Here is a 26,779-nt window from a genome sequence, read left to right as displayed (position 1 = left end):
CTCGTGGGCTAGGAAACTTCACGCCATTGACTGTTTTTACAGATAAAATTTCAGAATTATTTGACTTAACGGTAAATTTTAAGTACTCTTTTTGTAAACGATTACAAAGGAAGTGTTATTATGTCCATCAATCTTCAACAGGTGCCGGCTGTGGATGTCCATTGTCATCCCTTTGTCGCGCCTGAGAAGCCACACACCGTAGAAAGTTTCTTGAATACATTATCACTTTCAGTCATCCCCGATATGTTTACCAAACAAGATATTTCAGAGAATGGCATTGTTCCGGGCATGAATATGTATTTACAACTCACTATTCGACGCTTGGCTCAATTCTTCCAATGTGAACCGCATATCGAGGCTGTAGTGGAAGCGCGTAATCAACACGCTGAAGATTATGCCAACTACACTCAAAGTTTGTATCAAGATGCGAATATCACTGGCATGATTGTCGATTACGGCTATCCTGTGCCACATATTCCGAAAGCAGACTTTGAACAAACGGCAGGCTTTCACACCTTTGAAATTTATCGCATTGAACCCGTAATGGAACATTACGGCGCGCAATGTAAGACTTTTACCGAATTCAAACAAGCCTACTACGACGATTTACTCCAAACTTTGCAACGACCTGATGTTGTAGGTCTGAAATCGATCATCGCTTACCGCAGTGGTTTAGAAGTTCTGCCGAAAGATGAAGACAAAGCAGCAGATGCTTACGCTACGTTCCGCAATGACACGCGTGCAGCTGTGAAACCGTTACGCGACTACTGTATGCATTTGGCGATGGAAGCATGTACGGAAACAGACAAAGTGATGCATATCCATACTGGTGTGGGCGATGGCGAAGTCGTCTTACCGAAAGCGAGTCCAAGTTTGCTGATTGATATGTTACGCACGCCGAAGTACAGTCAGACGAAAGTCCATTTCGTGCATGGCGGCTATCCGTGGATGGAAGAAGCGGCGTTTATCACAAGCATCTTGCCTAATGTTTATATGGACATCTCACTTCAGATTCCGTTCGCGGGTCACGGAGCGAAACGGATTCTCTCTACCGTCTTCGAATTCGCGCCGTTCGACAAAGTGATGTTCGGTTCAGACTGTTTCAGCGCGCCAGAGATGAACTGGTTAGCGGCGAAGTTGGTCCGCCAAGATTTGACCGAGATCTTAGAGACGTGGGTCGAACGTGACTATATGGACGAGAACATGGCGCAAGAGATTGGTGAGATGGTGCTCTATCGTAACTTCGAGCGCGTTTATCAAGATGCGATTGCTGCTTGTAGTAGTAAGTAAAAATGTTTCGAGTAATGGGGATGGGCCAAATGAATTTCTATAATGGCACGCCCCACAATCTCGCTGTACATCTCATAATTCAACTAAAAGGAGTGAGAAGATGACGCAACCTGTAAAGTGGTCTTGGAAAGACGAATTGAATGATAAGTTATTTGAGATTCGCAAACATTTACACCAACATCCCGAGCTGTCATTCCAAGAACATGAAACGCAGAAATATATTGGAAAGATCTTAGATGACTGGAACATTCCATATCAAACCATTACCGATACCGGACTCTATGTCGATATCGAAGGTTCCGAAGAGGGTCAACACATTGCCTTACGTGCCGATATTGATGCCCTTCCTATTGCAGAGAAATCGGACGTCGACTTCCCTTCTCAAAACGAAGGCGTCATGCATGCCTGTGGACACGATGGTCATACGACGATTCTGTTAGGTGCGGTCTATCATTTGTGGCAACACCGTGATCAACTGAAAGGTTCGGTGCGCTGCATTTTTCAACCTGGAGAAGAAGCAGATGGCGCTGCTGAACAGTTGATACAGGCTGGTGTACTGGCTGACCCACAGATTGAGAATATCATCGCGCTACATGTGTGGCCGAAACTCCCCCTCGGTACAATTGGGACCATCAAGGGGCCGGTAACCGCTTCGTGTGATGACTTCGTACTCAAAGTCCACGGTAAAGGTGGTCATGCGGCACGACCTTACGAAGGGATCGATGCTCTAGCGATTACGCACGAAATTGTTCAAGCACTCAAATTTCTCGAAACACGCGTGCTTGATCCAGTGAAACCTCACCTCATCCATGTAGGTAAAGTTGAAGGTGGACAATCCAACAACTCAATTGCAGATGAAGTGGTAGTGGAAGGCTCTGTGCGTACTGTCGACCATGAGATGCGCCAAGAGATTGAAGCGCATTTTACCCGACTGGTGAAAGAGACCGCTGAACGCTTTGGCGGCAGCGTCGATATCGAGTACATCAACGGCCATCCGCCTGTGATTAATGACGACGAAATTACTGATCAGCTTGAGCGCAGTGCCAGTCAGATTGTCGGCGAGGACAACATCATCGACCTTGGTCAACCGTCGATGGGTGCCGATGATTTCGGTTACTACTCTGAACAACTGCCGAGCACCTATTTCCGTCTAGGGATTAGCGAAGCGGATGAGACGACCTACGACTTACACCATCCACAGTTTAAATTTAATGAAGAAGCCATCATTTATGGCGCGAAGATCTTTACGCAATATGCATTAGATATGTTGCGTTAACTGATTTGTATTCCGTAACTCAGTACTTCGACACGATTTAAGGAGGCGATAACTATGGTAAATAATCAGAATGACAAGATTCAACAAGTACTAGATCGAGTACAAGATGACAATATTGAATTTATCCGTATGGAGTTTCTCGACTACACAGGAGTGACGCGTGGGCGTACGATTCGCAACGACAACTTGCGTGCAGCGATGGAAGACGGCGTTAACTTCAGTACAGCGATCATGAGCTTCGACATGTTCGATGAGTTTATCGAAGGTGGCGCGTATGGTTCTAACGATGGGGACTTCTTCGCGATTCCAGACCCTGATACGTATGCGGTCGTTCCTTTCCGTGAGAAGACTGCCCGCATGCTCTGTGACCTATACGATGTGAATGGTGAACCGTGGGAAGGCTGTCCACGTAATGCTTTAAAACGTTTGTTGGAAAAAGTAGAAAAGTTATTAGGCGGCAAATTGAACATGGCCTATGAACAAGAAGCGTATCTATTGGATACAGATGAGAAAGGCAACATCCTTCCAGCTGACCAATCACATTGTTTCTCAACAGATGGGGTCGATATTCAAGATAGTTTCGTTCAATCATTCGTCCATGCTTTAGAAACAATGGGCGTAACGACAGAACAAATTTCCAGTGAATATGGTCCAGGTCAACTTGAGGTAAACTTGAAGTATGCGGATGCGTTGAAAGCAACAGATGACCAAGTGACGTTTACGCATTTATTTAAACAAATCGCGCGTCAACATGACATGTTAGGTACATTGATGGCGAAACCGTTTGAAGATCAGCCAGGAAGCGGCTTACATGTCCATATTAGCTTATATGACGAAGACGGTAACAATTTATTCGAAGATCCAAGCGATAAGCGTGGCTTGCAGTTATCTCAGAACGCGTATTACTTTATCGGCGGCTTGTTGAAGCATGGTCGTTCCCTTGTTGGTATTGGCGCGCCAACGTTCAACTCTTACAAACGTATGCAGCCAGGTTCTTGGGCACCTGCACATGTATGTTATGGAGATGCGAACCGTTCTGTACTCGTTCGTGTGCCTGAAGTTCGTCGTGCACGTCGCTTTGAGTTCCGTGGCGCTGACGGTTCTTGTAACCCTTACTTACTGTCTACGTGCTTGTTAGCGGCAGGTCTGGATGGTATTCAGAATAAAATTGATCCCGGTGACCCAATGCAAGAAGACGTGGCTGAATTTGATAATGAGCAGTTGAAAGAACATGGCATTGAATGGGTGCCACGTGATTTATTAGAAGCGGTTCAAACGATTGAGAAAGATGCGGTGTTAGGAGAAACAATCGGTCAATCGATTTGGAAAGAGTTTATGAATGTGAAGCGGAGCGAATGGAGGAAATATACGCAACACATTAGTGGTTGGGAATTAGAGAGCATTTCGAAGATATTCTAAGGAAGAAATACAGAAAATCCAGTCAATGCGTGATGCACTGGCTGGATTTCTTCGTGTTTTAGAGCTCTTGATTTTTAAAGATAGATAAAGAAACGAAGTAAGTGATAAATAACATAATAATTCCGAAGATACCGTAACCAATGACACTTATTAATGCGGTCGCATCATGCACGACTCCAGTAAAGCTACCTGCTCTCATAAAGGCAGGTTGAATCGTTAGGAAGTAAATTCCTAGGAATGCAATCATTAAAACAAAAGTAACCGATATTAAAATTGAATTTGAATTTTCTGGACCAAATTTAAAGGTAAATGGGAAAATTAAAGAGTATATACCTACTGAGCCTAAACCAAATAAGATCGCAAGTAAGGCAAGGCCAAAGCTCTGGTGCATGGCTAAAATAGCAACCATACCAAAAATTAGACCCATCACTACGGCAATAAGAACAAAAATAAAGTATGAATTAACGTAACTTTTTCGTCCGTTTGGAAGTGTTGATACATAGTACATCCAATGTGATTCTTTCTCATGTTTGATATTGTCAGATGCGGGATTCAATAGAAGAACCATTGGCATAAAGCATCCCATCATTGGATTAATGAATGAAAAAACTAATGACATAATAATACCGATAATCAAATACATAATAAATTGCTTTTTCGTCGCATAGAAATTCGTTAAAAATACACCTTTCATTAGATTTCACCTCGCATCAAGATTTTTGTCGCATCATCGATTGAGTTTAGAGATTCTGCACCCTCCACTTGCGTGTAATCGTCCACTAGAGAAATGCGTTCTCCACGGTATTCTCTTGACGCAACGAGCACTTGGTTCGGCACGTTGAACTCTTCTACTGGTTGACGCACGATGCCGTATTGTTGTAATAACTTCTCTTTCTCTTCTGTTAAAATGATTCGGCCATCTCGCATAAAGACAAGTTTCGTCGCGATTGCCTCAATATCTTCTGAAATATGAGAAGAAATCATAATTCCATTTTCTTCACCTATGTAGTCGTCTAATATATCAAGCACCTCTTCACGGCCTGAGACATCCATTCCTGCAGTTGCTTCGTCGAGAATAAGCAGACGACTATCATGTGCGAGTGTCATTGAAATCGCCACCTTCATCTTCATTCCTCGAGAGAAATCTTTGACCTGACGATTGTTTGGCAACTCGAATTGTTGAATTAATTTATTAAATTTATCGCTATCCCATGTTTGGTAAATATGTGAGAAAGCCTTATCAATGTGCTTAATATCTAACTTATGAGGCACACGCAAATCATCGAATACGACGCCTAAATACTCTTTATACTGATCATTCTGAGATGTTGCTTTTTGATCAAAAAATTCTATGTCTCCTGAGCTTGGAAAACGATTCCCAACAAGCGTGTTAATTAACGTAGATTTACCTGAACCGTTCTTCCCTACTAAGCCGACCACCTCTCCTGGTCGAATCGTTAAATTAAGGTCAGATAATGTAAATTCACTATCTTTATAAGATTTATTGAGATCTTTCACATTTAATAAATAGTCCATTATATTCTCCCTTTCTTAGTTTTTATAGTATTTCGCAACTTTGAAAGTATAAGTTAGTGAGTTATAGATGAAAATAATGATTAACACGAGCATGCCAATGCTTTGGTTGTCGCCTGTTGCCATTGAATAGAAGTATAAAAATAAGAGTCCAACTATTACTAAAGAAAGTGTAACCGCGTTAACTTTAAAAAGAGATTTCAATGTAATATGACGTTCACCTTCGTCCATCACACTTAAACGCTTTTCTGTATAATTCTTATCTCCAAATTTAGGCATTCGAGAATCTAATTTACGTGCATAAACACCATTAATCGTTCCCCAAATCACTACGACAAAAAATGGTATAAGTGCAATAAAATAAACTTCTATCGAACCGTGTCCTAATACAATAATAAATAAATTTAAAAATGCGATAACATAGCTAGCTAACAGTAACTTTTGAGCTTCTAAAAATTGAATATTGCTTTTTTGTTCGTATGTATCTACATTATCTTCACTAATATCTTTCTCTAATGCATTTTTGTAAAAATATGCTTTACGTGCATATTTAAAGGCAAATATTCCTAAAATCAAAATCAGCACTAGTGAAATAGCAGTAATAATAATAGAATTTTTAAAATCAACAAATAATAATAATCTTTTAATGTTAAAATTTTGAGCTACACCAATTACCCCTCCAATAATTCCACCTATAAAGCAACCAAGTATAATTAATCCTATGTATCTTCCAACCTTCACAATTCGTCCTCCTCAAATATAAAGATATCTTCTACTGGTTCGTTAAATATACGTGCGATTCTCACTGCAGTTAGAATGGATGGCATAAAGTCGTTTCGTTCAATCAAAGAGACAGTTTGTCTAGATATTCCGGCTTTTCTAGCAAGCTGAGTTTGATTATAGCCATCTCGAGCACGTAATTCTTTAAGTCGATTGCGCAATTTCCCTCAACTCCTCAGTTCATAATATATAATACTTTAGTCATTTTGACAAGTATAGTTGTCAAAAAGAAACGTATAGTAGTCATTAGTGAATTAAAATCTATCAAATTATCAAGGTTGTGCTAAGTGGCTTCGTTTCTACCAAAGGGATGTGACAGTGACAAGGATATTGTTCGACATTTGTTTTTGCAGCTCCTCAAGATAATTGTTCTATCAATTTCACAAATTTCCTCTTCTAAAAAGACAATATTTGTCCATTTCTGGCTATATAATAAATGCAGGAGTTGAAATTTATGAACCGAACAGAACGTATTTTATATATTTTTCTAAAGCTCATTAACGGTAAGACGATTACAGTGCAGGAATTCGTTGAACAGACAGGTAAAGGCGCCAAGACACTACAACGTGATGTTAAAGATATGAATCTGTTCTTCTATGAAAGTGACGAATGGCATGCGACTGATACAGAAATTAAGCATAAACGTGGTTCAGAAGGCACGTATTATTATCTCGATAATTACACATTCACCTATGATAGTTATGCCGTATTGGGCGTATTGTTGCAGATTAAGAGCTTAACGCCTTATTTACATACGAATGTCATTAAACTTTTTGAGAAATTGAAGCAAGGTTCACGAATTGAAGATGCAAATACGATTCAAGATGTCATCAATCATTTTAAACCGCGAGAAGGTGAAGTGCTGCCTGGTAAACAGTTGATGACGATTCAAACGGCTATCCGTGAAGGTGTGCTGATCGATGTGACTTTCACAGACCAAAGCAAGAGTACGATTGTGCCTCATTCGCTGATTTATATGAACTACAATTATTGGTTAACATATGAGGAGAATGACTCACTAAAGAGTGTGGATGTGCGTAAAATTGATCAGGTAGAATTTACGGATTTGCAGTTTAAGCAGTGTTATGCGCGAGATGTTGTTACGCTTGAAGTGCACAAAGATATTAAGAGCAGTTTATGTGAAATTTATACTGTCATAGATGAACGTCCGTCATCTCATAATGATTATTTAATTATTGATTTGGCGGTGACAGAGCTTGATGCGTATTATATCGCCTATCAACACACACCACATGTGCGTATTCTTGGGCCAGCAAAGTATATTAATGGTTTCTTGGACCGTATGAAAGAGATTATTGCGCATTATGAGAGATGATACTGCCTAGTGGAATGTTATTCCTCTACTTAAATCAAATTAGCGCACTACAGAATATCGTTATTGACTTTATATAGTATACGAATCAACCCCAATCTGAGTTGTCAGGTTGGGGTTTTTAAGTCTTCTCCTTAAAATTTACAAACCCAGTTTAGATAACATTTATATAAGTCCTGTTAAATAAATCATTGATCATTTATTTGATATCTTGTTTTTCTTTCACCTGATATCTCATTCTGTGTTTTCTCATCATTTACTAGTGTTTTAACATTATGTTTCTTATAGTGATAGAAAGGATTGACATAGTCTCTTAACCCAGGACGTACAACTGTTTGGTATAGATAAATGTTATGTGGCTCTTCTTTATATTTAACTTCTTTATAATAGCCATATTGATGCATATCAAAATGTTGTTCTATATTCTGAATGTGCTTATTGTAGTTATGTTCCTGTATAGCTAAATCTATTTCTTTGTAGGATATATATCTAAATCTAGCAAAACCAAATATAACACTAAGTACAATTATCGATAATATACCTAATACTATTAAAAGTTTTTTCATATTTAACCTCCTAAAACAATTTTATATAAAATGAAATTAGACTTTTATCTTATTTTAATATAACATATAAAAAGATAAATATTTATTAGGAGGTTTATTTTAATGAAATTATTTTTTCGTATATCTGTTGTAGCTATTTTATTTACTTTAGTATTTTCACAATTAGCTCCTCAAATTTCTGCTAATGAAGAAAATGATGCTTCAACTACATCTTATGAACAGATGAAAAAAGAAGGTAAATTAGATCCTGATACAACTAAAGAACAGTATTCAGAATTACAGACACAACTACAACAAGATAAAATTGAAGAGAAAAAAGAAGTTTCAAGTGATGAATTTCAAAATGATACAAGTACAAGAGCCAAATTCAAACTTAAACCTGGTGATATTCTGGTAACTAATGCATCCGGTAGTAGTAATAATGGGTTGACTGGTCATGCAGCAATTGCGAAAAATAGTAAATCAGTTGTAGAAATGCCGGGCTACGGAAAACATATTCGCACAATTAAATTTTCTAAATTCCGCCATAATCATAAAACAGGAAAAGGAAAATATATAAAAGTATATCGTGTAAGCTCTAAGAAAGGTAAAAAAGCTGCTAAATGGGCTGCTAAACAATCTAAAAATAAAAAACTCAAATATTCCTTAGGAATGAATATTTTAAATAAACATTACTCTTATTGCTCTAAGCTAGTATGGCAAGCATACTATTATGGTGCAGGAAAAAACACTGTTCGTTCTAAAAGATCACAACAATGGGTCACACCTTATAAACTAGCACATAATATTAAAGGTGCTAAAAAAGTAAAAACTTATAAATAAGATGAATTTTTAGAGTGGCTTAATGAGCCACTCTTTTATACTCACTATACTCATTTACGTTGAACACTTTCCAACTATGTTGAGCTTACCATCAATTCTCAAAACATCAACAAAGCCCACCGCCCTCACAGACGATGGACTATCCTTATATTTTCCCTTACAACGCTGTATAACCCCCGTCAATCGTAAACACGCTACCTTGTGCGAATGAAGAGGCATCAGATGCGAGATAAACGACGATACCGCCAAGTTCATGTGGCGCACCTGGGCGACCCATTGGCGTGAAGCCCATCCAATCGTCGATCATCGCGCCACCTTCATCGAAGAATGGTTTCGTCAATTCAGTCTTCATGTAACCTGGCGCAATGGTATTGACTTTAATACCGTATTTAGACCATTCCATTGCCAGACTTTTCGTCAACATGATAACGCCTGCTTTAGACGCGTTGTATGAACATTGTTCTTGTGGTTTGTTTGCGATCAAACCTGACATAGAAGACGTATTGATGATTGAACCGTAGCCTTGTTTGATCATAATTTTACCTACAGTTTGAGCGACTAGGAAGATACCGTTCAAGTTTAAATCCATGACTTTCTTCCAGTTCTCGTAAGACATCTCTTCTGCTTTCTCGTTGATAGTCATACCGGCGTTGTTCACGAGGATATCAATCTTGCCGTACTCCTCTACTACTGTGTCCGCCATTTGAATGACCGCTTCAGGGTCTGTCACATCAGTTTCAATCGCAGTCGTCTTCACACCTTCAGCCTCACTAATCTTCTGCGCGGTCTTCTTCGCGAGCGGAAGGTTGATATCGGCAATCACGATGTCTGCGCCTGCTTGGGCAAGTGCTTCTGCCATAGCTTGACCTAAGCCCATTGCACCTCCTGTGACGATGGCTACTTTACCGTTGAGTTTAAATTGTTCAATAATGTTAGTCATGTTCTGACACCTTTCTCTCTATAGTTTGTCGAGGTTGTTGGACTTTCATAAAGAAGGTCAATACAAACCCGATAATGTAGAATATCGCTAGCGCCCAGATTGCTGCGCGTGTGCCACCTAAAGGTAAGGCTGCTCTCGCAATCAATGGACCCATAAAGTTACTGAGACCGGCAGATAAGTTGTGAATAGAGACTGCCGCCCCTTTATTCTCTGGCTCTAGTGTTGGGAAAATGGCTGACATCGGCACGAATGCTGCCACGGCGAATCCGAAGACAACCGCTGCGATGAGTGCAACCCAGAAGTTTGGACCGGTCCACAATGGGATGTAGTAGAATGCTAAAGTCGATAGCGCCATACCGATACACCCGAACCAGCGTACTTGGCGAATCCAGCCAATCTTGTCTCCTACGACGCCCCAGAAGAGGTTCGTAAAGATGGTCACGATGTACATGACACCCCAAATTCTCAGCCATTGTGCCATAGAGAAACCAACGTGGTCTGTAAAGAAACTTGGCATAAAGACCACGAGACCAAAGAGTGAGAGTTGGTTAATGATTCGCACGAGACAAGCAATCGCCACTTGAGGATTACGTAATATCGTAATTCCTTTCACAAATTCGCCTAACATTTCTTTCTTAGTCAACTGCTTCGCTTCACTTTGCGCACCCTGCTTGTCTTTTACCAAGAACATCGCGAGCATACCACCGATGAAGATAAAGATAATCGATGACCACAATGTGCCCATGTAGCCTAGCCATGGAATTGTGAAGCTCGGTAGGTAGGTGCCAATCACGCCGATACCGATGGAGTACATTGCCCAGAACCAGCCCATCGCCGACGCAAGTTTATAGCGTGGTGCAGAGTATGTAATCCACACGACGAAACTGTAAATAAACATCGGATAAGCGAGGCCACGGATGCCGTACATGATGAGCATCATTGGATAGCTATGTTGTTCTAAACCGAGGACGAGGAAGCCGACGTGAAAGATAATCCACATGATAAAGGCGAAGATCATCACACGGCGTGGGCTGAAGATTTCAGCTAGCACCCCGGACATCCAAGAGGCGATGGCCACGACGAAACCATAAACGGTAAGGACATTCCCTGCTTGCCCACTGTCAAAGCCCAGCATCCTAATGTATTTCGATAAGAAGGCCTGTTCAATGCCATCTCCAGTCATGAAGATCGCCACCGCGACGTAACCCCAAAGTAAGATCATCGGTAAACCTAGAAACTGACGTTGACTATTTGTATTTAAATCCTTGCCCACTACTGATCCCGCTTTCTATCTTTATTTGAGTTGAACTGCTGATCTGCTACGTGCTCGAGTTCCATTCCCGCTTTGAAACGTTCAGTATAGTTTCGGAAACTGTCAATCTCCGCTTCAGTCGGTTCAATCGTGATGGCGTCTGACGCTTCGAACGCTGAGTCATTGAGGAACTGTGCTAAATCTTTGTGTTCTGCCACGAGATATCGTGCGAGTACTGCAATCCCCCATGCGCCACCTTCTGACGCTGTTTGCATCACACTGACTGGACTCTCGAGTGCAGCCGCCATGTAACGTTGTGCCACTTCTTTCGTGGTAAAAATGCCACCGTGACCCAACATTGAATCGATTTGAATCTGTTCGTTCTCTTTTAATAAATCGATGCCAATTTTAAGCGTCGCAAAAGCACTATAAATTTGTGATTTCATAAAGTTCGCGAGATTGAAATTGCTATCTAACGAACGGAGCAATAACGGGTACCCTTGAGGGACATCAGTAATAAATTCACCCGAAACGTAGCCGATGGACAATAATTGACCTAAATCGTTATCTCCGTCTAAAGCGCTTTCAAATAAGGTTGTAAAGAGGTTATTTTTATCATAATCCACACCTAAACGTTGCAGTAACTCTTCAAAGATGCCGACCCATGCGTTGATATCCGACGTGCAATTGTTGGCGTGAATCATCGCGACCTCGTAACCGTCTGGCGTTGAGACGATATCCACCTCTGGATAGAGCTGTTGAATCTGTTTCTCCAACACAATCATGGAGAAGATGCTCGTACCCGCTGACACATTCCCCGTACGAGGTGCGACACTGTTCGTCGCAACCATGCCTGTTGCCGCATCTGCTTCGGGCGCACACATTGGACAGCCTGCTTCAAGCTCTTCGTGAGGATCAATCAACTTGGCACCTATCTCAGTTAGACGTCCCGCAGACTGACCTGCCACAACCACTTCAGGTAAGATATCTTCAATCTGTTGTGTATATCCCGCTTCGTGAAAATGTGTATTGAAACGCTGCAATAAATCCGACCGGTAAGTCAGCGTCTCGCTATCAATCGGAAACATCCCTGAAGCGTCACCGATTCCAAGCACGCGCTCACCTGATAAATACCAGTGAACGTAACCTGCAAGCGTCGTCATATAACGCACGTGTGGTACATGTTCTTCTCTGTCGATTGCGGGTTGATAGAGTTGCGCAATACTCCAGCGCTCTGGGATATTCACCTGGAAATCTTCGCGCAGTATACTGGCCGCTTCATTCGCATTGTTATTACGCCAAGTTCGAAACGGCACGAGTAAATCATCATGCTCATCAAAGACAAGATAACCATGCATCATTCCGCTGATACCTAGTGATGCAATGCGTCTCACTGTCGTATCGTATTGATCTTTAATGGCATCGGTCATCTCAGCGTAGCTTCGCTGCAAGCCGACCCAGACATCGTTCATAGAATACGTCCAGTAACCATGTTTGAATTGATTCTCCCACTCAAACGAACCTGTAGCTATCGTTCGACATTCAGGATCTATCGCTACAGTCTTGATGCGCGTAGAACCAAATTCAATACCAATAGACAACTGACCTGCGTCAATCAGTTGCTTGATTTCAGAAGTCGTCATCTCAATACCTCACTATATGTATTTAAATTATGTAATCGTTTACAAAATAATTATCTTACAACATAGTTGCCACAGTCAATGAAATAAATTTGAAGATATATTGTTTTAACGGGAAGTGAAGGGGTGGCCCTTTTTAAACAAATGGAAAGCATTTCGTTACTAAAACAGAAAAAAACTCATAAGACGTCGAGCATCGCTTACCTAACATAACGGATAAGCATGGTGTCTACGTCCTATGAGTTTCTAGTAAATTTATTTAGCTCCTGTAAGTGCTTCTAAGACTGGTGTTTCACCAGATTGAATAAAGATATGTTTGTGCTCTACTTCTTCTGTATCCAATGCATTAACAAGCACTGTAGCTACATCTTCGCGAGGAATCTTGTAGCTGCTAGGATCGTCTTCTAGCTCTGTTGATACTTCAATCTTGCCTGTACCTTCGTCGTCTTGAAGTGGGCCAGGATGTACGATTGTGTAGTTGAGACCTGAATCTTCAATGTATAAGTCTGAGAAGTGTTTAGCAACCGCATAAGGTTTCATAACTTCTGACTCTTCTTCAGGATGAAGGCTGTCTGTCGCACTGAGTTGTACGAAACGTTTAATATGATATTTATTCGCATAGTCAACTGCTTTCTTCGCACCCCATAGGTCAACCATCATTGTCTTGTCAGCACCTGTGCTGCCACCTGAACCTGCTGCGAAGATTACACCTTCCGCATCTTTAAATGCGTCAGAGAAATCTTCTTCAAGATCTCCAACCATGACACGGTCTGCACCAATTTCACGTAAATCTGATACTTGTTCTTCCTTGCGTACTAATGCGATAGAGTGATGTCCTGTTTCTTTAAGTTGCGCAATAACTTTTCTACCTACAGCGCCATTTGCACCGATAACTAAGATTTCCATCTTCTAAATCACTCCTTTTAGAATATATGCATGTACATATTATTTAAGTACCACCTTTATATTGGAGTAAACATAGACCGATGTTTAGGGCGAGATTAAACTATCTACAACCTCATCTTACTTCTGAACCAAGGCCTTATAATTAATGACGTTAGAATTAACTGGGGTTGGCTTATTATCATAACGCGTTAAATCGATTGATATGAGTCTCTTCAGAAATGCATTTTCTATTTTAAAATAATTAAATAGGTAGGTTGATGAGATGATATTTTTCCTAACCATATCCTTTAAAAGACATCTTATTTTAATAGCACATTCCGATGGGGGTTGTTTTTTACTAGAAAGCGTTCCGTCGTGGATCTTACCTTCATAATAACAGTATTGTTTATAAGAGATAATACCCGCTTTTCTTGCGTGCAGTGTAACTAATGAGACAGGAACTTTCCATTTGTGTGCTATTTTCTCCCATACGCGCCACGTAATTCTTTTATACGGCTGACACTCTTTGATTAATTCACTTTGAGGCAATAAAAAATGACGCGTGAAATCAAAGGCATTCCTATTCAATCTTTCGAAGTCATCACCAGAAGCCATAGTTAATTCAGCATGTCTATTAAGTAATAGATATCCTAATTCATAAGCAAGATCTAAATTCTGATTCCCTACCACTCTTTTCAGGTTACACATTATTATGTGAGGATGTCCTGCCAAATCCCAAAAACTATACGATTTCACAATATCAAGTGAGCTTCTTTCATATACCATTACTCCTGCTTTTTCAAAATCTAATAATAAATCTTCATTGAATTCTGCATTAGTGATGTAACTTCTAGCTATATTTGCCGCCTGTTTAATAAAATCTTCTCTACTGGTTTCTTTCAAACGTGTTTTATCTATCTCAATAATTATCTTTTTCAATACAGTTTCAGGAAAACTACAATAGCTCAATATGAATTGAGAGATAGTACTAAACGTATTTGCTTCGTAATATTGAGGGTCGATTTCTCTTGGTTTAATATATTCACTTTCCTTATAAGAATAAAAAATAGAATCTTTCTTAACTAAACCAAGCTGACCTATCATTGGTGACTCTGCATAGAAGTATTGTGTTTGTACATTAAAAATACATGCCAGGTTAAAAACTTCACCTAGATTAGGTGTAAGTTGACCCGTTTCATACTGCCATATTCTTCGCTCATCAACTCTTAAATCCCTTGCGATGTCACTTCGACTTTTATTATTCAACAGTCTAATCGCTTCTAAATTTTCCCCGTAGAACATAAGTTCATCACACTTTCGTTTATTCTTATTAACTTTTATCTTGTTCTTTTTTTCCCGATACAATACTAAATACATTTTCAGTTTTTTCATCTTTTTCTTCTTGACTAGCCTCTAATATACTTATCTCTTGCTGACTAAATTTATATCCATCAATATCTGAAACTTTATTCATTATAGAAGTTAAATCTTCAATTAACTCGGCAGTATTTGTTTCAGGAATAGGCAACCAAATTTTTATCGAAGAGGATTTCTCAGATGTTAACTCTATGTTATAAGTTATTATATAGAAATTTGCTTTTCTTTCTTCTTTTCTCTCATTAAACAGCAATTCATTAGCATCTAGTTGATAACTCTTCTTAAAATTACTTCTAACTCGCTCTGTATTTACATCTTTATTTTTGTTTATAAGTTCTTTTAAATATTTCTTTTCATTAGTTTCTTCTTGGAAAGGGTTTCTTCCATATGAAACTCTATTTTCATTAAAGTACCTTTCGTTTTTTACAACAAATGAAAAAACATGATTATCACTATCATCAATCTTCATAAACTCTAGAAATTTCCAACTAAATCCTGCTTTCTTTTTAGAATGCTCAAATAAGTGTTCTAAATGAATAGCAATCTGATTCTCAATATGATTTCCCTTAACATAGCAATATGCATCACTAATTTTTAAAGTTTCGTTTGCATTTTTGCGCACTTGAATATAGTCTTTATAACCTTTAATAATCCCTTTGACTAATTCTTCTTTAAAACGATTTTCAAGTGTATTCGTGGTGTCTGACCTGCCTTTCTAAATAAGTTTAGAGTTATCATACTCCATTCTTTTGAAGAAATCTATTATAAATTCAATGCTCAATACAACATCTCAAATCTTTTTATCTCACAGGTTGATATTGTCATCTATTGACTATGAATCAAATCTCGAAAGCAGTGATGCTTCACATTTTAAAAACCAGCCCGCAGCATTCCCAACACTACGATCTAGACTTCAATAAACCATTCTATAACTCAATATGTCGTCCTTTCCATTCTACTTGTTTGCGTAGCTTTGTGCTGTACCAAGACAAACCGTAAACGTAGAAGAAAAACAGCACATGTAGTGGAAACGTAACTATAGAACTAAGACGTGTTGAAATGACACGTTGGCTTAAAGCAAAGAAACTCAAACCATAACATAGGAGAGCTGATAACCGACGTGACGCCACCGCAATTATACTTCCACTTAACCACAGCATAACTAACGTCATTACCCATGGATGCGTTTGACCTGAACCGACTGCGATGTGCTTACGAAATCCTCGCACCATTTCTGAGAGACTGTGATACATACGGAAGTGAACATAACCTTTTCCTAAACGCAAATCGATAGGTATCCCAGCTCGTGCATACGCTCGATACAACGCCTCACCTTCCATCACTGCGTCTTTCGCCACACGATGACCTCCGATACGCCAATAATCTTCTCGATGGGTCAACATGACTGGACCAAATAAACAAGACGTCTGCATATGAGGCAAGAGACTAAAGATATTCATACCGACTACCGTAACAATATTAAAAACAGAAGCGAGTCGCTCCAAGGCACCACCTGTTTCATGATAAGGTTGCACACTCAATACGCCCTGACTTTGACCATTTCCCAGGAAATCTCTCAATGCGTAGGGATGAGTAAAAAAGGTATCCGCATCCATAAATAATAAGCGTTCATGATGTGCTATTTGAACCCCGACGTAGCAAGCGTAACTTTTACCTGACCAAGTGTGAGGCTCAACATCGACAACATCTGTACCATATTCTTGCGCAATCGCTCGTGTGTTATCCGTCGACTGGTCATCCGCTACAATGACTTCTACCTCTACTTGTTGCTGACGACGAATCGACTTCAACAACCGAGGAAGACGATGTGCTTCGTTTCGTGCAGGAATGATAATCGACACCTGACGTCTGACACCTGAATGCGTAGACTGAATATAGCGCGCTCGACCCAGCAATATGAGTGGTAAACTGCAAAATATCAGAAAGAGTAATCGCTTCATTCGGGAATCATCTCACCGACTTGCTGACCGCTAAGCACGACCATCGGCATACCTCCACCAGGGTTAACAGTGCCACCAACAAAGTATAGATTATCGACTACTTCAGACCGCTTAGGGTGCTTAAACCCTCGATTCAATCGACGATCTGACAGCGTGCCATAGATGGAACCCCCATCAGAATAATAGAGTGCGTGTAAGTCATCTGGCGTCAACGTATACTCTGAGACAATGTGCGACCGTAAACCTTCAAGTCCCATCGCCTCTAACTTGTCTAAGACACGTTCACGGAAACGTTGGTAACTCGCCTCAGTAAAGGATGCTCCTGCAGGAATGTGAGGCAGGATCTTTAAGTTGTCAGAACCCTCAGGTGCTTGCGTCGCATCTGTCGTAGTCGTATGGACGAGGTAAATCGTCGGATCCGTCGGTAACATCTTGTCATGAAAGACTTGCTTGTAATTGCGCTTTGAATCTTTAGAGAAGAAGAAATTATGATGCGCAAGTTGCGAATATTGCTTATCCAAACCGAGATGCATGACGTAGCCAGAGCTAGCCGGTGGGAATTTGCGTTCCCATTTCTTAAGTTGTTTCGGCGTATAATCAAGGATATGACGGTAAAATGGTAGTACCTCCATATTCGAAATGAACACATCGGCACTCACAGTCTGACCATTGACTACGAGACTTTCAATACGCTCTTTCTCTGTCGTGGCATGGGTAATTTCAGCATTCAGTTCTATCTGCACACCAATATCGCGCGCAAATTGTTCCATTCCTTGTGCCAGTTTATGCAAACCACCTTGGACATACCAAACGCCTTGTTCATGTTGCATATGTGCCATCATGTTCAATACTGCTGGCGCATCGTAGGCACTGGAGCCGACGTATTTAATAAAATATCCCAACATATCTCGTAAATGCGCATTACTAATGAAGTGATTAATCGCTTGTTGCATCGTCCGAAAGACATCGAATTGTAGCGCTTTGAACGGTCCATAATAACGTATCACTTGGCGTAAGTTATCGAGACCATGTCGGAAATATCCTTGTTCCGTTAAACGATCTAATCGGCCGGCGTAGTTAAGAAATTGGCGATACTCAGACATATCACGCTCTGATAATTGCGACGCCGTTTGCATACGTTCGAGATCTTGGTACAAATCAATCTTTGCACCATCAGGAAAGAAGGCACGCCATTGTAAGGGGATTTCAGTAATGTCCACATAATCACGCATCTCTCTATCACTGCGCTTAAATAGCCGTTCCATCACTTTAGGCATCGTCAAGAGTGAAGGCCCTAAATCAAAACCGAAACCGTCCTGTTCACGACGATTAAGCTTGCCTCCGAGATGATCATTTTTCTCATATAACGTGACATCAAAGCCGCGTTGACGCAACGTAATCGCCGCAGACATTCCGCCTAATCCGCCACCGATAACTACTACTTTGCTAGGCATGATCTCAACCTCCTACTTTATGTTTCTCTTTACGATATAACGCTTGCTTACGACTACGAGGTACGACGTGTCGTTGAGAAAGTGAATCGTAATGATGTTCGCGAATCACATTGAGAATTTCTCCATACACGGTCGCCGATAAGCATACCGGCAGTCTCGCTTCCCTCTTATAATGTGACAACTCATCACGAAATTGCTTATAACGTGTTTCCGCTTCAGCTGCCAGTGCTTCAAAGAGTTGCTTAAAGCCATTTGTCACTTGTCCTTGTGCAATTTGCGTTTCCGTCACACCATAGTGTGCCATCATTTGACGTGGCAAATAGATACGCTGCAAATCACGATAGTCTTCTCCCACATCGCGCAATATATTCGTCAACTGCATCGCGACGCCCAGACGACGCGCCTGAGCATAACGTTGCGCATCAACTTCATGGCTCAATATCGGCAGTAACATCCCGCCAACCGACGCAGCGACTTTCTCACAATACATCACTAGCGTTTCAAACGTCTCAGGTTGCTTGAACATCAAATCCATTCGTTGCCCTTCTATCTGCTCATCGTAAAAGTCAGTGTTGATCTCATAACGTTCGTGTACCCACGCAAGCGCTCTCCATACAGGATGATCAACTACCTTTCCTCGTTTAAAATGATCAAGTTCGCGTTGAATTTGATCAATCGACCCTTGTTCTTCATCTACCGCATCATCACACATACGACAAAACGCATAAATCGCATACACGGCTAAACGGTCTTGTTTCGGCAATTGGGAGAAGGCGTAATAGAACGATTTCGAATGTTGTTTGATCACACGTTCACAGTAAGCCAAATCTCTATTTTTCATAATGACCTCCTCGTGCATCTTTTAAAATCTCCTCTACAGCAATCTTCGCCGATAATAAGACGATCGGCACACCAGCGCCAGGATGTGTACTACTTCCCGTGAAGTAAAGTCCGCGCACGTTAGCCGACTTACTTTGAGGGCGTAAATGATTACTTTGTGCCAATGTCGGCATTAAACCAAATGTAGCACCGTAATAGGCATTGAAGTCTTGTTCGAAATCTTTAGGCGTTGTAACACGCTCTGACTGAATATATTGCGCAAAGTGTTCAAACTCTGGGAGCTCTGACATTTTATCCAATACTTTCTGACGATAATAATCCGTCATTGCTTCCGTCCATTGATACTTCATTACTTGCGTATTCGACACTGGCATCAGCACATAAATACCGTCTTTCCCTTCAGGTGCAAGTGACGGATCTAATTGCGATGCGACATAAAAATATAGAGATGGATCAGTAATGACGTCGCCCTCGAATATTTGATGAATATTGCGGTCTAAATTCTCAGAGAAGACGAAGTTGTGAACAGTCGATAGCGCATTAAATTTCTGATCCATACCAAAATAGAACACCAGGCAAGAACAAGAGTAGTCCATGCGATCTATCTTCTTGTCTGGATAGTTCCCTTTGTGTTGGGGTTCCTCTAATAAATATTTCATCGCATATGGGAAGTCTGCATTACACAAGACAATGTCTGACGCCAATCTGCCTTCTGGGGTTTGGACACTTTGAACTGTGCCCTCTGACACGCAAATGTCTGTAACTGGTGTTTCGAGTTGAATATCGCCGCCCATCTCTTTAAACCGGCGTGCCATACTTTCAGCCATCGTACGCATGCCCCCTTGAATAAACCACACGCCATAAACAAATTCGATGAGAGGAATAATCGTATAGAGTGATGGCCCTTTATGTGGAGAAATACCAATATAAAGCGTTTGAAAGCTGATCATCTGACGCATACGTTGATCTGAAATATATTTTTGAAGCAACTTCTCTGCACTATTTAACGTTTTTAACTTCATGCCTTGATACAAAGTGGTAAAGTTGTAGAAATCTCTTTTACGATTAAAGGACCGTTGAAGAAAGTAATCTTTCGCTGTCAGAAAGCGTGAGTATAAATCACTGAGATAACGCAGAAAGCCTGCTGCATCCGCTTCGCTCACAGATTCAAACATCTCGCGCATCTTAACCAAATCATTCGAGACTTCGAAACGCGTTTGACCATGATCGAAGTAGCTACTATACATAGGATCTAAACGTCGCATCGGGATATAGTCGTCCGCATCTACGCCTGTGAGTTCAAAGATTTCACGATAAAGCTCAGGCATCATAACTATGGTGGGCCCTAAATCAAAGGTATAGCCATCAAAGTCCACGCGATTCATCTTTCCACCGACGTGAGATTGCTTCTCCACAATCGTGACTTGATAACCTTCGTTCTGCAGTCTTATCGCACTAGCTAATCCTGCTACACCAGCGCCAATGACAATTACACGAGTCACATAATCATCCTTTCATTGCGAGATAGTCTTATTAAAGCGTTGTTGCCGTATGTTGAACGCGATTCACTTCAGTTACTTACGAGAGGTAAAATGACTAAGAAATATCGTAGCCTCCCACTTCACTCTATAACGATTTCAGTTATGGTGTCTTAGAGTGACGTTGGTTCATCTTCTTAAGCACACGTTCAAGTCGTATGCGATTATAACGTTGTACTAAAATAAATGGCAGATTGCTCATCACAGCGTAAATAACATGAATGGCGCGATAACGAGGCGGGTTCCACAAGAAGAAGAGCGGAAATGGCGCCATCGAAAGCCAATGTGTCAATTCCGCACGATTGACTTCGAGAAGAAAGCGTTCGACTAAATCCTCAGTATGTTCGTTTAAGTGAGATTTATCATAACTTAAGAAGAGAAATTGAGAACTTTCGGGTAATTGATCTTTCCATCGGCGAATATGTAGATAACGCTTTAGGACATCCGCTTCATTTCTAAAGTTGCGAAAGTAAGGACGTATGCGTCGAAGTTGCTGGATCGGGATGAGTGCTACCCCTATCGATACAATCATATGTACGAGAAACCATCCTACTATATTTTTCAGCACTAATCGTTCCATCTTCCTCAACTCTCTTTAGCACAATTTAGTTCCTTTTGAGTGAAAAGGGACGAGCGATTAACTATTTGTCGTCAAATAATTAATCACCTCGTCCCATTAACGTATGTGAATTAGTATTTAAATTAAGTTCTCTTATTCCACTTAGATATAGTATTACCCTATTTTGTCGAAAAATATCAGTTTGTCAAAAATCTTTTAAAAATTCTTGCAGCCTTCAAACATTTTACCGACATCGTCCTAGGCTCGAACCCCCTTACTCAAAACGTCTACTGTGCTTTACTACGCCTGCCATCAAACCTAGAAAGATGAAGTGGCCGACGATCCATAACACATGCGCACCGAAGTGATATTGGAAAATCTTACGCTGAGATAGCCCTATCATCAATGGGTAAAGAACAATGAAAAAGACAGCTAAGATGCCGAGCCAAAGTTTAAAGTTCCAACCTCGACGGCGATCGACCCATAAGCTCGCAGCTAAGATCACAAGCGTAATACATAAGTGACAGAATAACTCAACTACAAACGGTGTGTGGGCAGGATCCAGCAAGAAATCTAAATTTAAAATTAATCCCGCAAGATGCATGTGAAAGAGTTGATCTACAATTACAAATATGACGTACAGCATTAAGGTCAAAGCAATACCCCATAGCACGTAATATAAATAGAATCGCTTGTCGCGTGGCACAACTGTAACCTCCTCTATCGCTCCTAGAATCAGTTAATGTGTTTAATAATCTCAGTTGCCATCACTAAACAAAATAACGTAATGCAGTATAACAGCAGAATACTTTGTGAATGGTACTTCGTCTCTCGGATGAACGAGTTAATAACCGCCACAACTGCTCCAATTACGACAAAGATTGCTGCTTTCAAGCACCAGGCTTTTAACAGAAAGATCATGAGCGGCATAAAGAATAATGCGATTAAATTAGCGAACAGCAAGAGTAGCACTGCGACCGTATAGATAACGAAGAGAATGCCGACAATGCCCATCCCTCTTCGCATAATATATTGGAGTCTAGTCATGGTGCGCACCCTCTTTCTTGAGCTGTTCTAAAGCGTCGGTCACAGATTTGGCGTGCATCGTTTCGACAATTTCATCTACCGTCGCTAGTCGACTGTGACGCTGCCACTTGTGAAGTGCAGGACTACTTTGGACGGACTTGCCATCAAATGGCGTATCCTGCGTCAGATGGACGTCTAAATAATGTTTCCAACTATGATTGACGCGAACTTTCACTGTTAATGACGGTGTGGTCTGACGATCTCGAAGTTTCCCTAATTTCATATCTAGGTCGTCAACATGTTGATAGTTGTAACGCGTGTATAACTCAATGCGCTCATGTTGTTCTTCCACATAGCTCGTCCATTCGTGGTTCTTATGATGGTCGGTCAAATGAACTTTGACTAATTGTGTCACGAGCGCAATTGCTAAGGCAATGGTTGTGATTCTCAGTATGTTAATCTTGTCCCTCTCCTTGTCTTCGATGATATCTTACTTCTATGCTTGGATGAAATCGTTGAGTTCTCGATAAACGGCGTCTAACTCCTCTAGTGGATAGAGGAAAAAGGCGTGAATGAGTTTCGGCATGACTTTCGTCGTTACCTCTACGCCTTGATCAGCCAATTTGTGGCCGAATGTCACCCCTTCATCACAGAGCGGATCGAGTTCGGCAGCGTAGATCATTGTTTGTGGAAAATCTGATAATTCCTGTGCTAATACAGGTGACACGTATGGATGATCAACATCTTTCGTATCCTCCACATACATCTCATAACAACTTTGCATGGAGGCGCGTGAAATTTGCGGACCATCTTTGAAACGATTCATACTTGGGTAGTTCTCTTCATCGCGGTTCGTTAACACGCGTCCATCTAGTGCTGGGTAAAAGAGCACGACTTTATCAAATTGAAAGTTCGCTTGCTCATCTTTAAGCTTCATTGCTACTGCAGTGACGAGATTCGCACCTGCACTTTCACCCACACCTATGAGATGTTCTGGATTAACATCATAATCTTGCGCATGTTCAACAATCCACATTGCAGCTTGATAGCAATCTTCCAATCCTCGAGGAAACTTGTGTTCAGGCGCAAGTCGATAAGTCACAGAGAAGACTTTACAACCGAGTCGTTCCGCCAGCTCTCGCGCAGGCAACTCAATCGTATCGAGCGAACCGCCACGCCATCCTCCACCGTGATAGAGAACGACTGCCCGTCTCGTTTTTAATGTCATTGGCGTATAAATTCGCATATGTATATCCTGTTGCCCAGTCGGATTGATTGTCCGAGATTCAACATGTGCCACTTCCGGCAGAAATTGATGCACATAGTCGAAGATGCGCTCACTTTCTTCCTTGGTGAAACCGTGGTCAAGGATATCTAATCCAATCGCTTCTTTCATCTGCATACGATACGCAGCCAAACCTTTACTTAACTCCATTTATCTTTCACCTTGATTTCGAATCTGAATTTTCTAAACCTTTAACGTTTATTATACCCCATCCGTACCCCTCCCGCTATATTGGAATAGGCTTTGAGTAAAATTTTCCCGAGGTAAGTTATAATCCCTCTTTAACTTGGGAATACTGTAATATAACAGGTGATAAAGATGTTGTTAAAATGACTTCTACAAATTTTAAAAACGTGAGCTACGAGGCGTGCATTTTACCTAAAATAGCGTAGTTCAGCGAAGGAGGAAAAGTAATGTTTACAGATATTGAAGATAAAGTAGTCGTCATCACAGGCGCAGGAAGTGGACTCGGCGCCGACATGGCACAAGCCTTCGGTAAGTCCAAAGCGAAAGTCGTATTGAACGTGCGCAGTTCCAACCATGATGAGACGGTTAAAAAATCGATTCAAACCATTAAAGATGCAGGTGGACAAGCCATCCAAGTCCAAGGTGATGTGACGAAAGAAGAGGATATGGCTCATCTCGTCGAAGAAACAGTGAAGCAGTTTGGCACGCTCGATATCTTCATCAATAACGCAGGTTACGAGCAACCTATCCCAACGCATGAAATGTCACTCAAAGACTGGCAGAAAGTGACAGACGTCAATTTAACCGGCGCGTTCTTAGGTTCTCAAGCGGCAATCAAGCAGTTCTTGAGCGAGGATAAGAAAGGTGTCATCATTAATATTTCTTCCGTTCACGACACGATTCCATGGCCGAACTATGTCAGCTATGCCGCTAGTAAAGGTGGCGTGAAACTGATGATGGAGACGATGTCGATGGAATATGCGCAACACGGTATTCGCATTAATAATATTTCACCAGGTGCGATTATGACTGAACGTACGAGTGAGAAATTCGATGATCCAGAGACGCGTGAAGAGACGTTGAAGATGATTCCGGCGCGTGAAATTGGTGAACCGCATCATATTTCTAACACTGCGCTCTTCTTAGCTTCCGATTTAGCGAGCTATATTCATGGTACGACGATTTATGTAGATGGTGGTATGACGAACTATCCTGCCTTTATGGGTGGAAAAGGATAGAATTTAAGTGAGTATATTTTTGTTTTCTTAACTTTTACACAGAGGGCAGACTTCCTGCTCTCTATTTTTTAATATTTCGCGACTTTATCAATTAAATTTTCTAGTAGTTGCTGAACGCAATAAATTGAACTCAATTCCTAGTATGTTATAGTAAGCATATCTGACTTTACATATTGGGAGGGTTTCATTTTGCAAGCGCAACGACGCAAGTTATCAAATGTCTTTATATATGCGGGAAGTGTTGTTGGAATTCTCGTTATTCTTGGCGCGATCTTTCCAGATCAGTTCGGCCGCATTTCAAGTGCCATTGCTACGTGGATTTCACATACTTTCGGTTGGTACTACATGCTACTTTATACTGTGATCTTAGGTTTCTTTGCCTTTCTTATCTTCAGCCCTATTGGTAAGTTGAAGCTAGGAAAGCCAGATGACAAACCGGATTTCAATCGCATTTCATGGATTACTATGCTCTTCAGTGCAGGTATGGGTATCGGTCTTGTCTTCTACGGTGCATCTGAACCGATTTCAGACTACTTGTCACCTGCCACTGCCGATCCTGAGACGAAGAAAGCGATGGCGGATGCGTTCAAGTATTCGTTCCTTGATTACGGTTTCCATCCATGGGCAGTCTACGGCATCGTGGCATTAGCTCTGGCTTATGCTCAGTTTAGAAAAGGCGAAAAAGGCTTGATATCACGCACATTACGCCCTATTTTAGGCAACAAAGTCGAAGGTTGGATGGGCGATGTCATCGATGCTCTATCTGTCTTCGCGACAATTATTGGTGTGGCAGTTTCACTCGGTGTAGGTGCTATGCAAATCAATGGTGGTTTGAACTACCTCTTTGGACTGCCGAATAATAAACTCGTTCAAGGTATCATTATCGCGATTGTCACTGTACTATTTTTATACAGTGCCTGGAGCGGTCTCAGCAAAGGTATCCAATATTTAAGTAACTTGAACATGTTCTTTGCGGCGCTATTACTCATCGTCATCCTTATCGTTGGTCCGACAGTGCTCATCTTAAACACACTCACAAATGGTGTAGGACATTATCTCAATTCATTCTTCGAAATCAGCTTAGACAGTGCGCCATTAAACCATCAGAAATCGAAATGGCTACAGTTATGGACACTGAACTACTGGGGCTGGTGGATGAGCTGGAGTCCGTTCGTCGGTCTCTTTATCGCGCGTATTTCTAAAGGCCGCAGTATCCGAGAATTCGCTATCGCGGTGCTAGGCGCTCCGTTCATCGTGAGTGTCATTTGGTTCAGCGCATTCGGTACGACAGGTATTCACGTCGGTCAAGCACATAAGAAAATCTTTGAAATGCCACCTGAGACGCAACTCTTCGGTATCTTCAGTCACTTGCCAATGAGTTTCATCTTATCAATGGTCGCATTGCTCTTGATTTCGTCATTCTTTATCACATCAGCTGACTCGGCGACTTACGTGCTCGGTTCGCAAACATCATTTGGTACGTTATATCCATCTGGCTTTGTGAAAATTGTTTGGGGTATCGGCTTGGCTGCTATCGCTTACGTCTTACTCCTAGCAGGTGGAGACACAGGACTCGATGCCTTACAATCCGCCGCAATCATTTCAGCCTTACCATTCAGTATCGTCGTGATAATGATGATGATTGCTTTCTACAAAGATGCCAATGCCGAACGCAAATTCTTAGGACTGTCATTACAGCCTAATGAAAAACAACATCAATTCTACGTGAAAGAACAAGAAAAACATATGAATCAATAAGCTAAAAAGCCTATGCTCATACGCATTCAAACGTATGTCA

27 protein-coding genes are annotated in these 26,779 nt (G+C 41.1%); 7 read left to right on the top strand and 20 right to left on the bottom strand.

What is annotated here, in order from left to right; genetic code table 11:
* The first annotated feature begins 120 nt into the window (after positions 1–120).
* The 3 genes from HMPREF2802_RS10410 (at position 121) to HMPREF2802_RS10400 (ending at position 3,985) form a co-directional block, all read left to right on the top strand.
* Entirely contained in the window at positions 121–1,290 is a 1,170-nt protein-coding gene (locus tag HMPREF2802_RS10410; protein ID WP_070504351.1) for an amidohydrolase family protein, read from the top strand.
* A 100-nt stretch (positions 1,291–1,390) separates the two neighbouring features.
* The gene (locus HMPREF2802_RS10405; protein ID WP_070504348.1) at positions 1,391–2,566 is read left to right on the top strand and encodes a M20 metallopeptidase family protein; all 1,176 of its coding nucleotides are present in this window, start codon (positions 1,391–1,393) and stop codon (positions 2,564–2,566) included.
* A gap of 54 nt (positions 2,567–2,620) precedes the next feature.
* Positions 2,621–3,985: a glutamine synthetase family protein gene (locus tag HMPREF2802_RS10400; protein WP_070504344.1), complete on the top strand. Its 1,365-nt coding sequence runs from the start codon at positions 2,621–2,623 to the stop codon at positions 3,983–3,985.
* Between the two features lie 58 nt (positions 3,986–4,043).
* On the opposite strand, the gene HMPREF2802_RS10395 is transcribed toward HMPREF2802_RS10400, so the two are convergent.
* Genes HMPREF2802_RS10395 through HMPREF2802_RS10380 form a run of 4 tightly spaced genes read right to left on the bottom strand, consistent with a single transcriptional unit; the run spans position 4,044 to position 6,459 of the window.
* Positions 4,044–4,679, bottom strand: a complete 636-nt coding sequence (locus HMPREF2802_RS10395) for an ABC-2 transporter permease (RefSeq protein WP_070504341.1) — start codon at positions 4,677–4,679, stop codon at positions 4,044–4,046.
* Positions 4,679–5,521, bottom strand: coding sequence for an ABC transporter ATP-binding protein (locus tag HMPREF2802_RS10390; RefSeq protein ID WP_070504338.1), 843 nt, complete (start codon positions 5,519–5,521; stop codon positions 4,679–4,681). Before HMPREF2802_RS10390 ends, HMPREF2802_RS10395 begins: the two co-directional genes overlap by 1 nt.
* Before the next feature lie 15 nt (positions 5,522–5,536).
* Positions 5,537–6,259: a DUF3169 family protein gene (locus tag HMPREF2802_RS10385; RefSeq protein WP_070504335.1), complete on the bottom strand. Its 723-nt coding sequence runs from the start codon at positions 6,257–6,259 to the stop codon at positions 5,537–5,539.
* Positions 6,256–6,459 carry a helix-turn-helix transcriptional regulator gene (locus HMPREF2802_RS10380; protein WP_002471958.1) on the bottom strand — a complete coding sequence of 68 codons (204 nt, stop codon included), beginning with the start codon at positions 6,457–6,459 and terminating at the stop codon, positions 6,256–6,258. Before HMPREF2802_RS10380 ends, HMPREF2802_RS10385 begins: the two co-directional genes overlap by 4 nt.
* A 293-nt stretch (positions 6,460–6,752) precedes the next feature.
* On the opposite strand from HMPREF2802_RS10380, the gene HMPREF2802_RS10375 reads away from it, so the two are divergent.
* Positions 6,753–7,634: a helix-turn-helix transcriptional regulator gene (locus HMPREF2802_RS10375; protein WP_070504332.1), complete on the top strand. Its 882-nt coding sequence runs from the start codon at positions 6,753–6,755 to the stop codon at positions 7,632–7,634.
* A gap of 185 nt (positions 7,635–7,819) precedes the next feature.
* Here HMPREF2802_RS10375 and HMPREF2802_RS10370 read toward each other — a convergent pair whose 3' ends face one another.
* Complete coding sequence (locus HMPREF2802_RS10370) at positions 7,820–8,197, bottom strand: DUF3139 domain-containing protein (protein WP_070504329.1); 378 nt, start codon at positions 8,195–8,197, stop codon at positions 7,820–7,822.
* 102 nt (positions 8,198–8,299) lie between these two features.
* On the opposite strand from HMPREF2802_RS10370, the gene HMPREF2802_RS10365 reads away from it, so the two are divergent.
* A complete protein-coding gene (locus tag HMPREF2802_RS10365; RefSeq protein ID WP_002471989.1) occupies positions 8,300–9,019 on the top strand; it encodes a YiiX/YebB-like N1pC/P60 family cysteine hydrolase in 720 nt (239 codons plus the stop codon).
* A gap of 157 nt (positions 9,020–9,176) precedes the next feature.
* Here the strand turns inward: HMPREF2802_RS10365 and HMPREF2802_RS10360 are convergent, their stop codons facing one another.
* The 15 genes from HMPREF2802_RS10360 to HMPREF2802_RS10290 form a co-directional block, all read right to left on the bottom strand.
* Positions 9,177–9,959, bottom strand: a complete 783-nt coding sequence (locus HMPREF2802_RS10360; RefSeq protein ID WP_070504327.1) for a glucose 1-dehydrogenase — start codon at positions 9,957–9,959, stop codon at positions 9,177–9,179.
* Positions 9,952–11,232: an MFS transporter gene (locus HMPREF2802_RS10355; RefSeq protein WP_256277940.1), complete on the bottom strand. Its 1,281-nt coding sequence runs from the start codon at positions 11,230–11,232 to the stop codon at positions 9,952–9,954. Before HMPREF2802_RS10355 ends, HMPREF2802_RS10360 begins: the two co-directional genes overlap by 8 nt.
* Positions 11,232–12,854, bottom strand: a complete 1,623-nt coding sequence (locus tag HMPREF2802_RS10350) for a xylulokinase (protein ID WP_070504324.1) — start codon at positions 12,852–12,854, stop codon at positions 11,232–11,234. Before HMPREF2802_RS10350 ends, HMPREF2802_RS10355 begins: the two co-directional genes overlap by 1 nt.
* Positions 12,855–13,106: 252 nt before the next feature.
* Positions 13,107–13,757, bottom strand: a complete 651-nt coding sequence (locus HMPREF2802_RS10345; protein WP_002471977.1) for an SDR family oxidoreductase — start codon at positions 13,755–13,757, stop codon at positions 13,107–13,109.
* A gap of 117 nt (positions 13,758–13,874) precedes the next feature.
* Positions 13,875–15,128 (bottom strand): helix-turn-helix domain-containing protein, encoded by a 1,254-nt coding sequence (locus HMPREF2802_RS10340; RefSeq protein ID WP_070504321.1) that lies wholly within the window; start codon positions 15,126–15,128, stop codon positions 13,875–13,877.
* Positions 15,067–15,735, bottom strand: coding sequence for a spr1630 family ClpXP-sensitive toxin (locus HMPREF2802_RS10335; protein WP_070504319.1), 669 nt, complete (start codon positions 15,733–15,735; stop codon positions 15,067–15,069). Before HMPREF2802_RS10335 ends, HMPREF2802_RS10340 begins: the two co-directional genes overlap by 62 nt.
* Positions 15,736–16,039: 304 nt before the next feature.
* On the bottom strand, positions 16,040–17,074 hold the full coding sequence (locus HMPREF2802_RS10330; protein WP_083307632.1) for a glycosyltransferase family 2 protein: 1,035 nt from the start codon (positions 17,072–17,074) through the stop codon (positions 16,040–16,042).
* Positions 17,071–18,528 (bottom strand): phytoene desaturase family protein, encoded by a 1,458-nt coding sequence (locus HMPREF2802_RS10325; protein ID WP_002471982.1) that lies wholly within the window; start codon positions 18,526–18,528, stop codon positions 17,071–17,073. Before HMPREF2802_RS10325 ends, HMPREF2802_RS10330 begins: the two co-directional genes overlap by 4 nt.
* 4 nt (positions 18,529–18,532) lie before the next feature.
* Entirely contained in the window at positions 18,533–19,369 is an 837-nt protein-coding gene (locus tag HMPREF2802_RS10320; RefSeq protein ID WP_176744797.1) for a phytoene/squalene synthase family protein, read from the bottom strand.
* A complete protein-coding gene (locus HMPREF2802_RS10315; RefSeq protein WP_070504310.1) occupies positions 19,359–20,870 on the bottom strand; it encodes a phytoene desaturase family protein in 1,512 nt (503 codons plus the stop codon). Before HMPREF2802_RS10315 ends, HMPREF2802_RS10320 begins: the two co-directional genes overlap by 11 nt.
* 139 nt (positions 20,871–21,009) lie before the next feature.
* Complete coding sequence (locus HMPREF2802_RS10310) at positions 21,010–21,486, bottom strand: glycosyl-4,4'-diaponeurosporenoate acyltransferase CrtO family protein (protein ID WP_070504307.1); 477 nt, start codon at positions 21,484–21,486, stop codon at positions 21,010–21,012.
* Between the two features lie 253 nt (positions 21,487–21,739).
* Positions 21,740–22,171 carry a hypothetical protein gene (locus HMPREF2802_RS10305; protein WP_083307631.1) on the bottom strand — a complete coding sequence of 144 codons (432 nt, stop codon included), beginning with the start codon at positions 22,169–22,171 and terminating at the stop codon, positions 21,740–21,742.
* Positions 22,172–22,200: 29 nt separating this feature from the next.
* Positions 22,201–22,512 (bottom strand): hypothetical protein, encoded by a 312-nt coding sequence (locus tag HMPREF2802_RS10300; protein ID WP_040806546.1) that lies wholly within the window; start codon positions 22,510–22,512, stop codon positions 22,201–22,203.
* Complete coding sequence (locus HMPREF2802_RS10295) at positions 22,505–22,906, bottom strand: hypothetical protein (protein ID WP_141746393.1); 402 nt, start codon at positions 22,904–22,906, stop codon at positions 22,505–22,507. The genes HMPREF2802_RS10300 and HMPREF2802_RS10295 overlap by 8 nt, the downstream gene beginning before the upstream one ends.
* An 81-nt stretch (positions 22,907–22,987) precedes the next feature.
* Complete coding sequence (locus HMPREF2802_RS10290) at positions 22,988–23,926, bottom strand: alpha/beta hydrolase (protein WP_070504301.1); 939 nt, start codon at positions 23,924–23,926, stop codon at positions 22,988–22,990.
* A 263-nt stretch (positions 23,927–24,189) separates the two neighbouring features.
* On the opposite strand from HMPREF2802_RS10290, the gene HMPREF2802_RS10285 reads away from it, so the two are divergent.
* Together HMPREF2802_RS10285 and HMPREF2802_RS10280 are read left to right on the top strand one after the other, a co-directional pair.
* Positions 24,190–24,981, top strand: coding sequence for a glucose 1-dehydrogenase (locus tag HMPREF2802_RS10285; RefSeq protein ID WP_070504298.1), 792 nt, complete (start codon positions 24,190–24,192; stop codon positions 24,979–24,981).
* 189 nt (positions 24,982–25,170) lie between these two features.
* The gene (locus HMPREF2802_RS10280; protein WP_070504295.1) at positions 25,171–26,739 is read left to right on the top strand and encodes a BCCT family transporter; all 1,569 of its coding nucleotides are present in this window, start codon (positions 25,171–25,173) and stop codon (positions 26,737–26,739) included.
* Positions 26,740–26,779 lie beyond the last annotated feature (40 nt).

Source organism: Staphylococcus sp. HMSC071G07, from assembly GCF_001811435.1.
Taxonomy (GTDB): Bacteria; Bacillota; Bacilli; order Staphylococcales; family Staphylococcaceae; genus Staphylococcus; species Staphylococcus pettenkoferi.
Note: the sequence above shows the minus strand (reverse complement) of the source record. Positions and strands in the feature narration are given on the sequence as shown.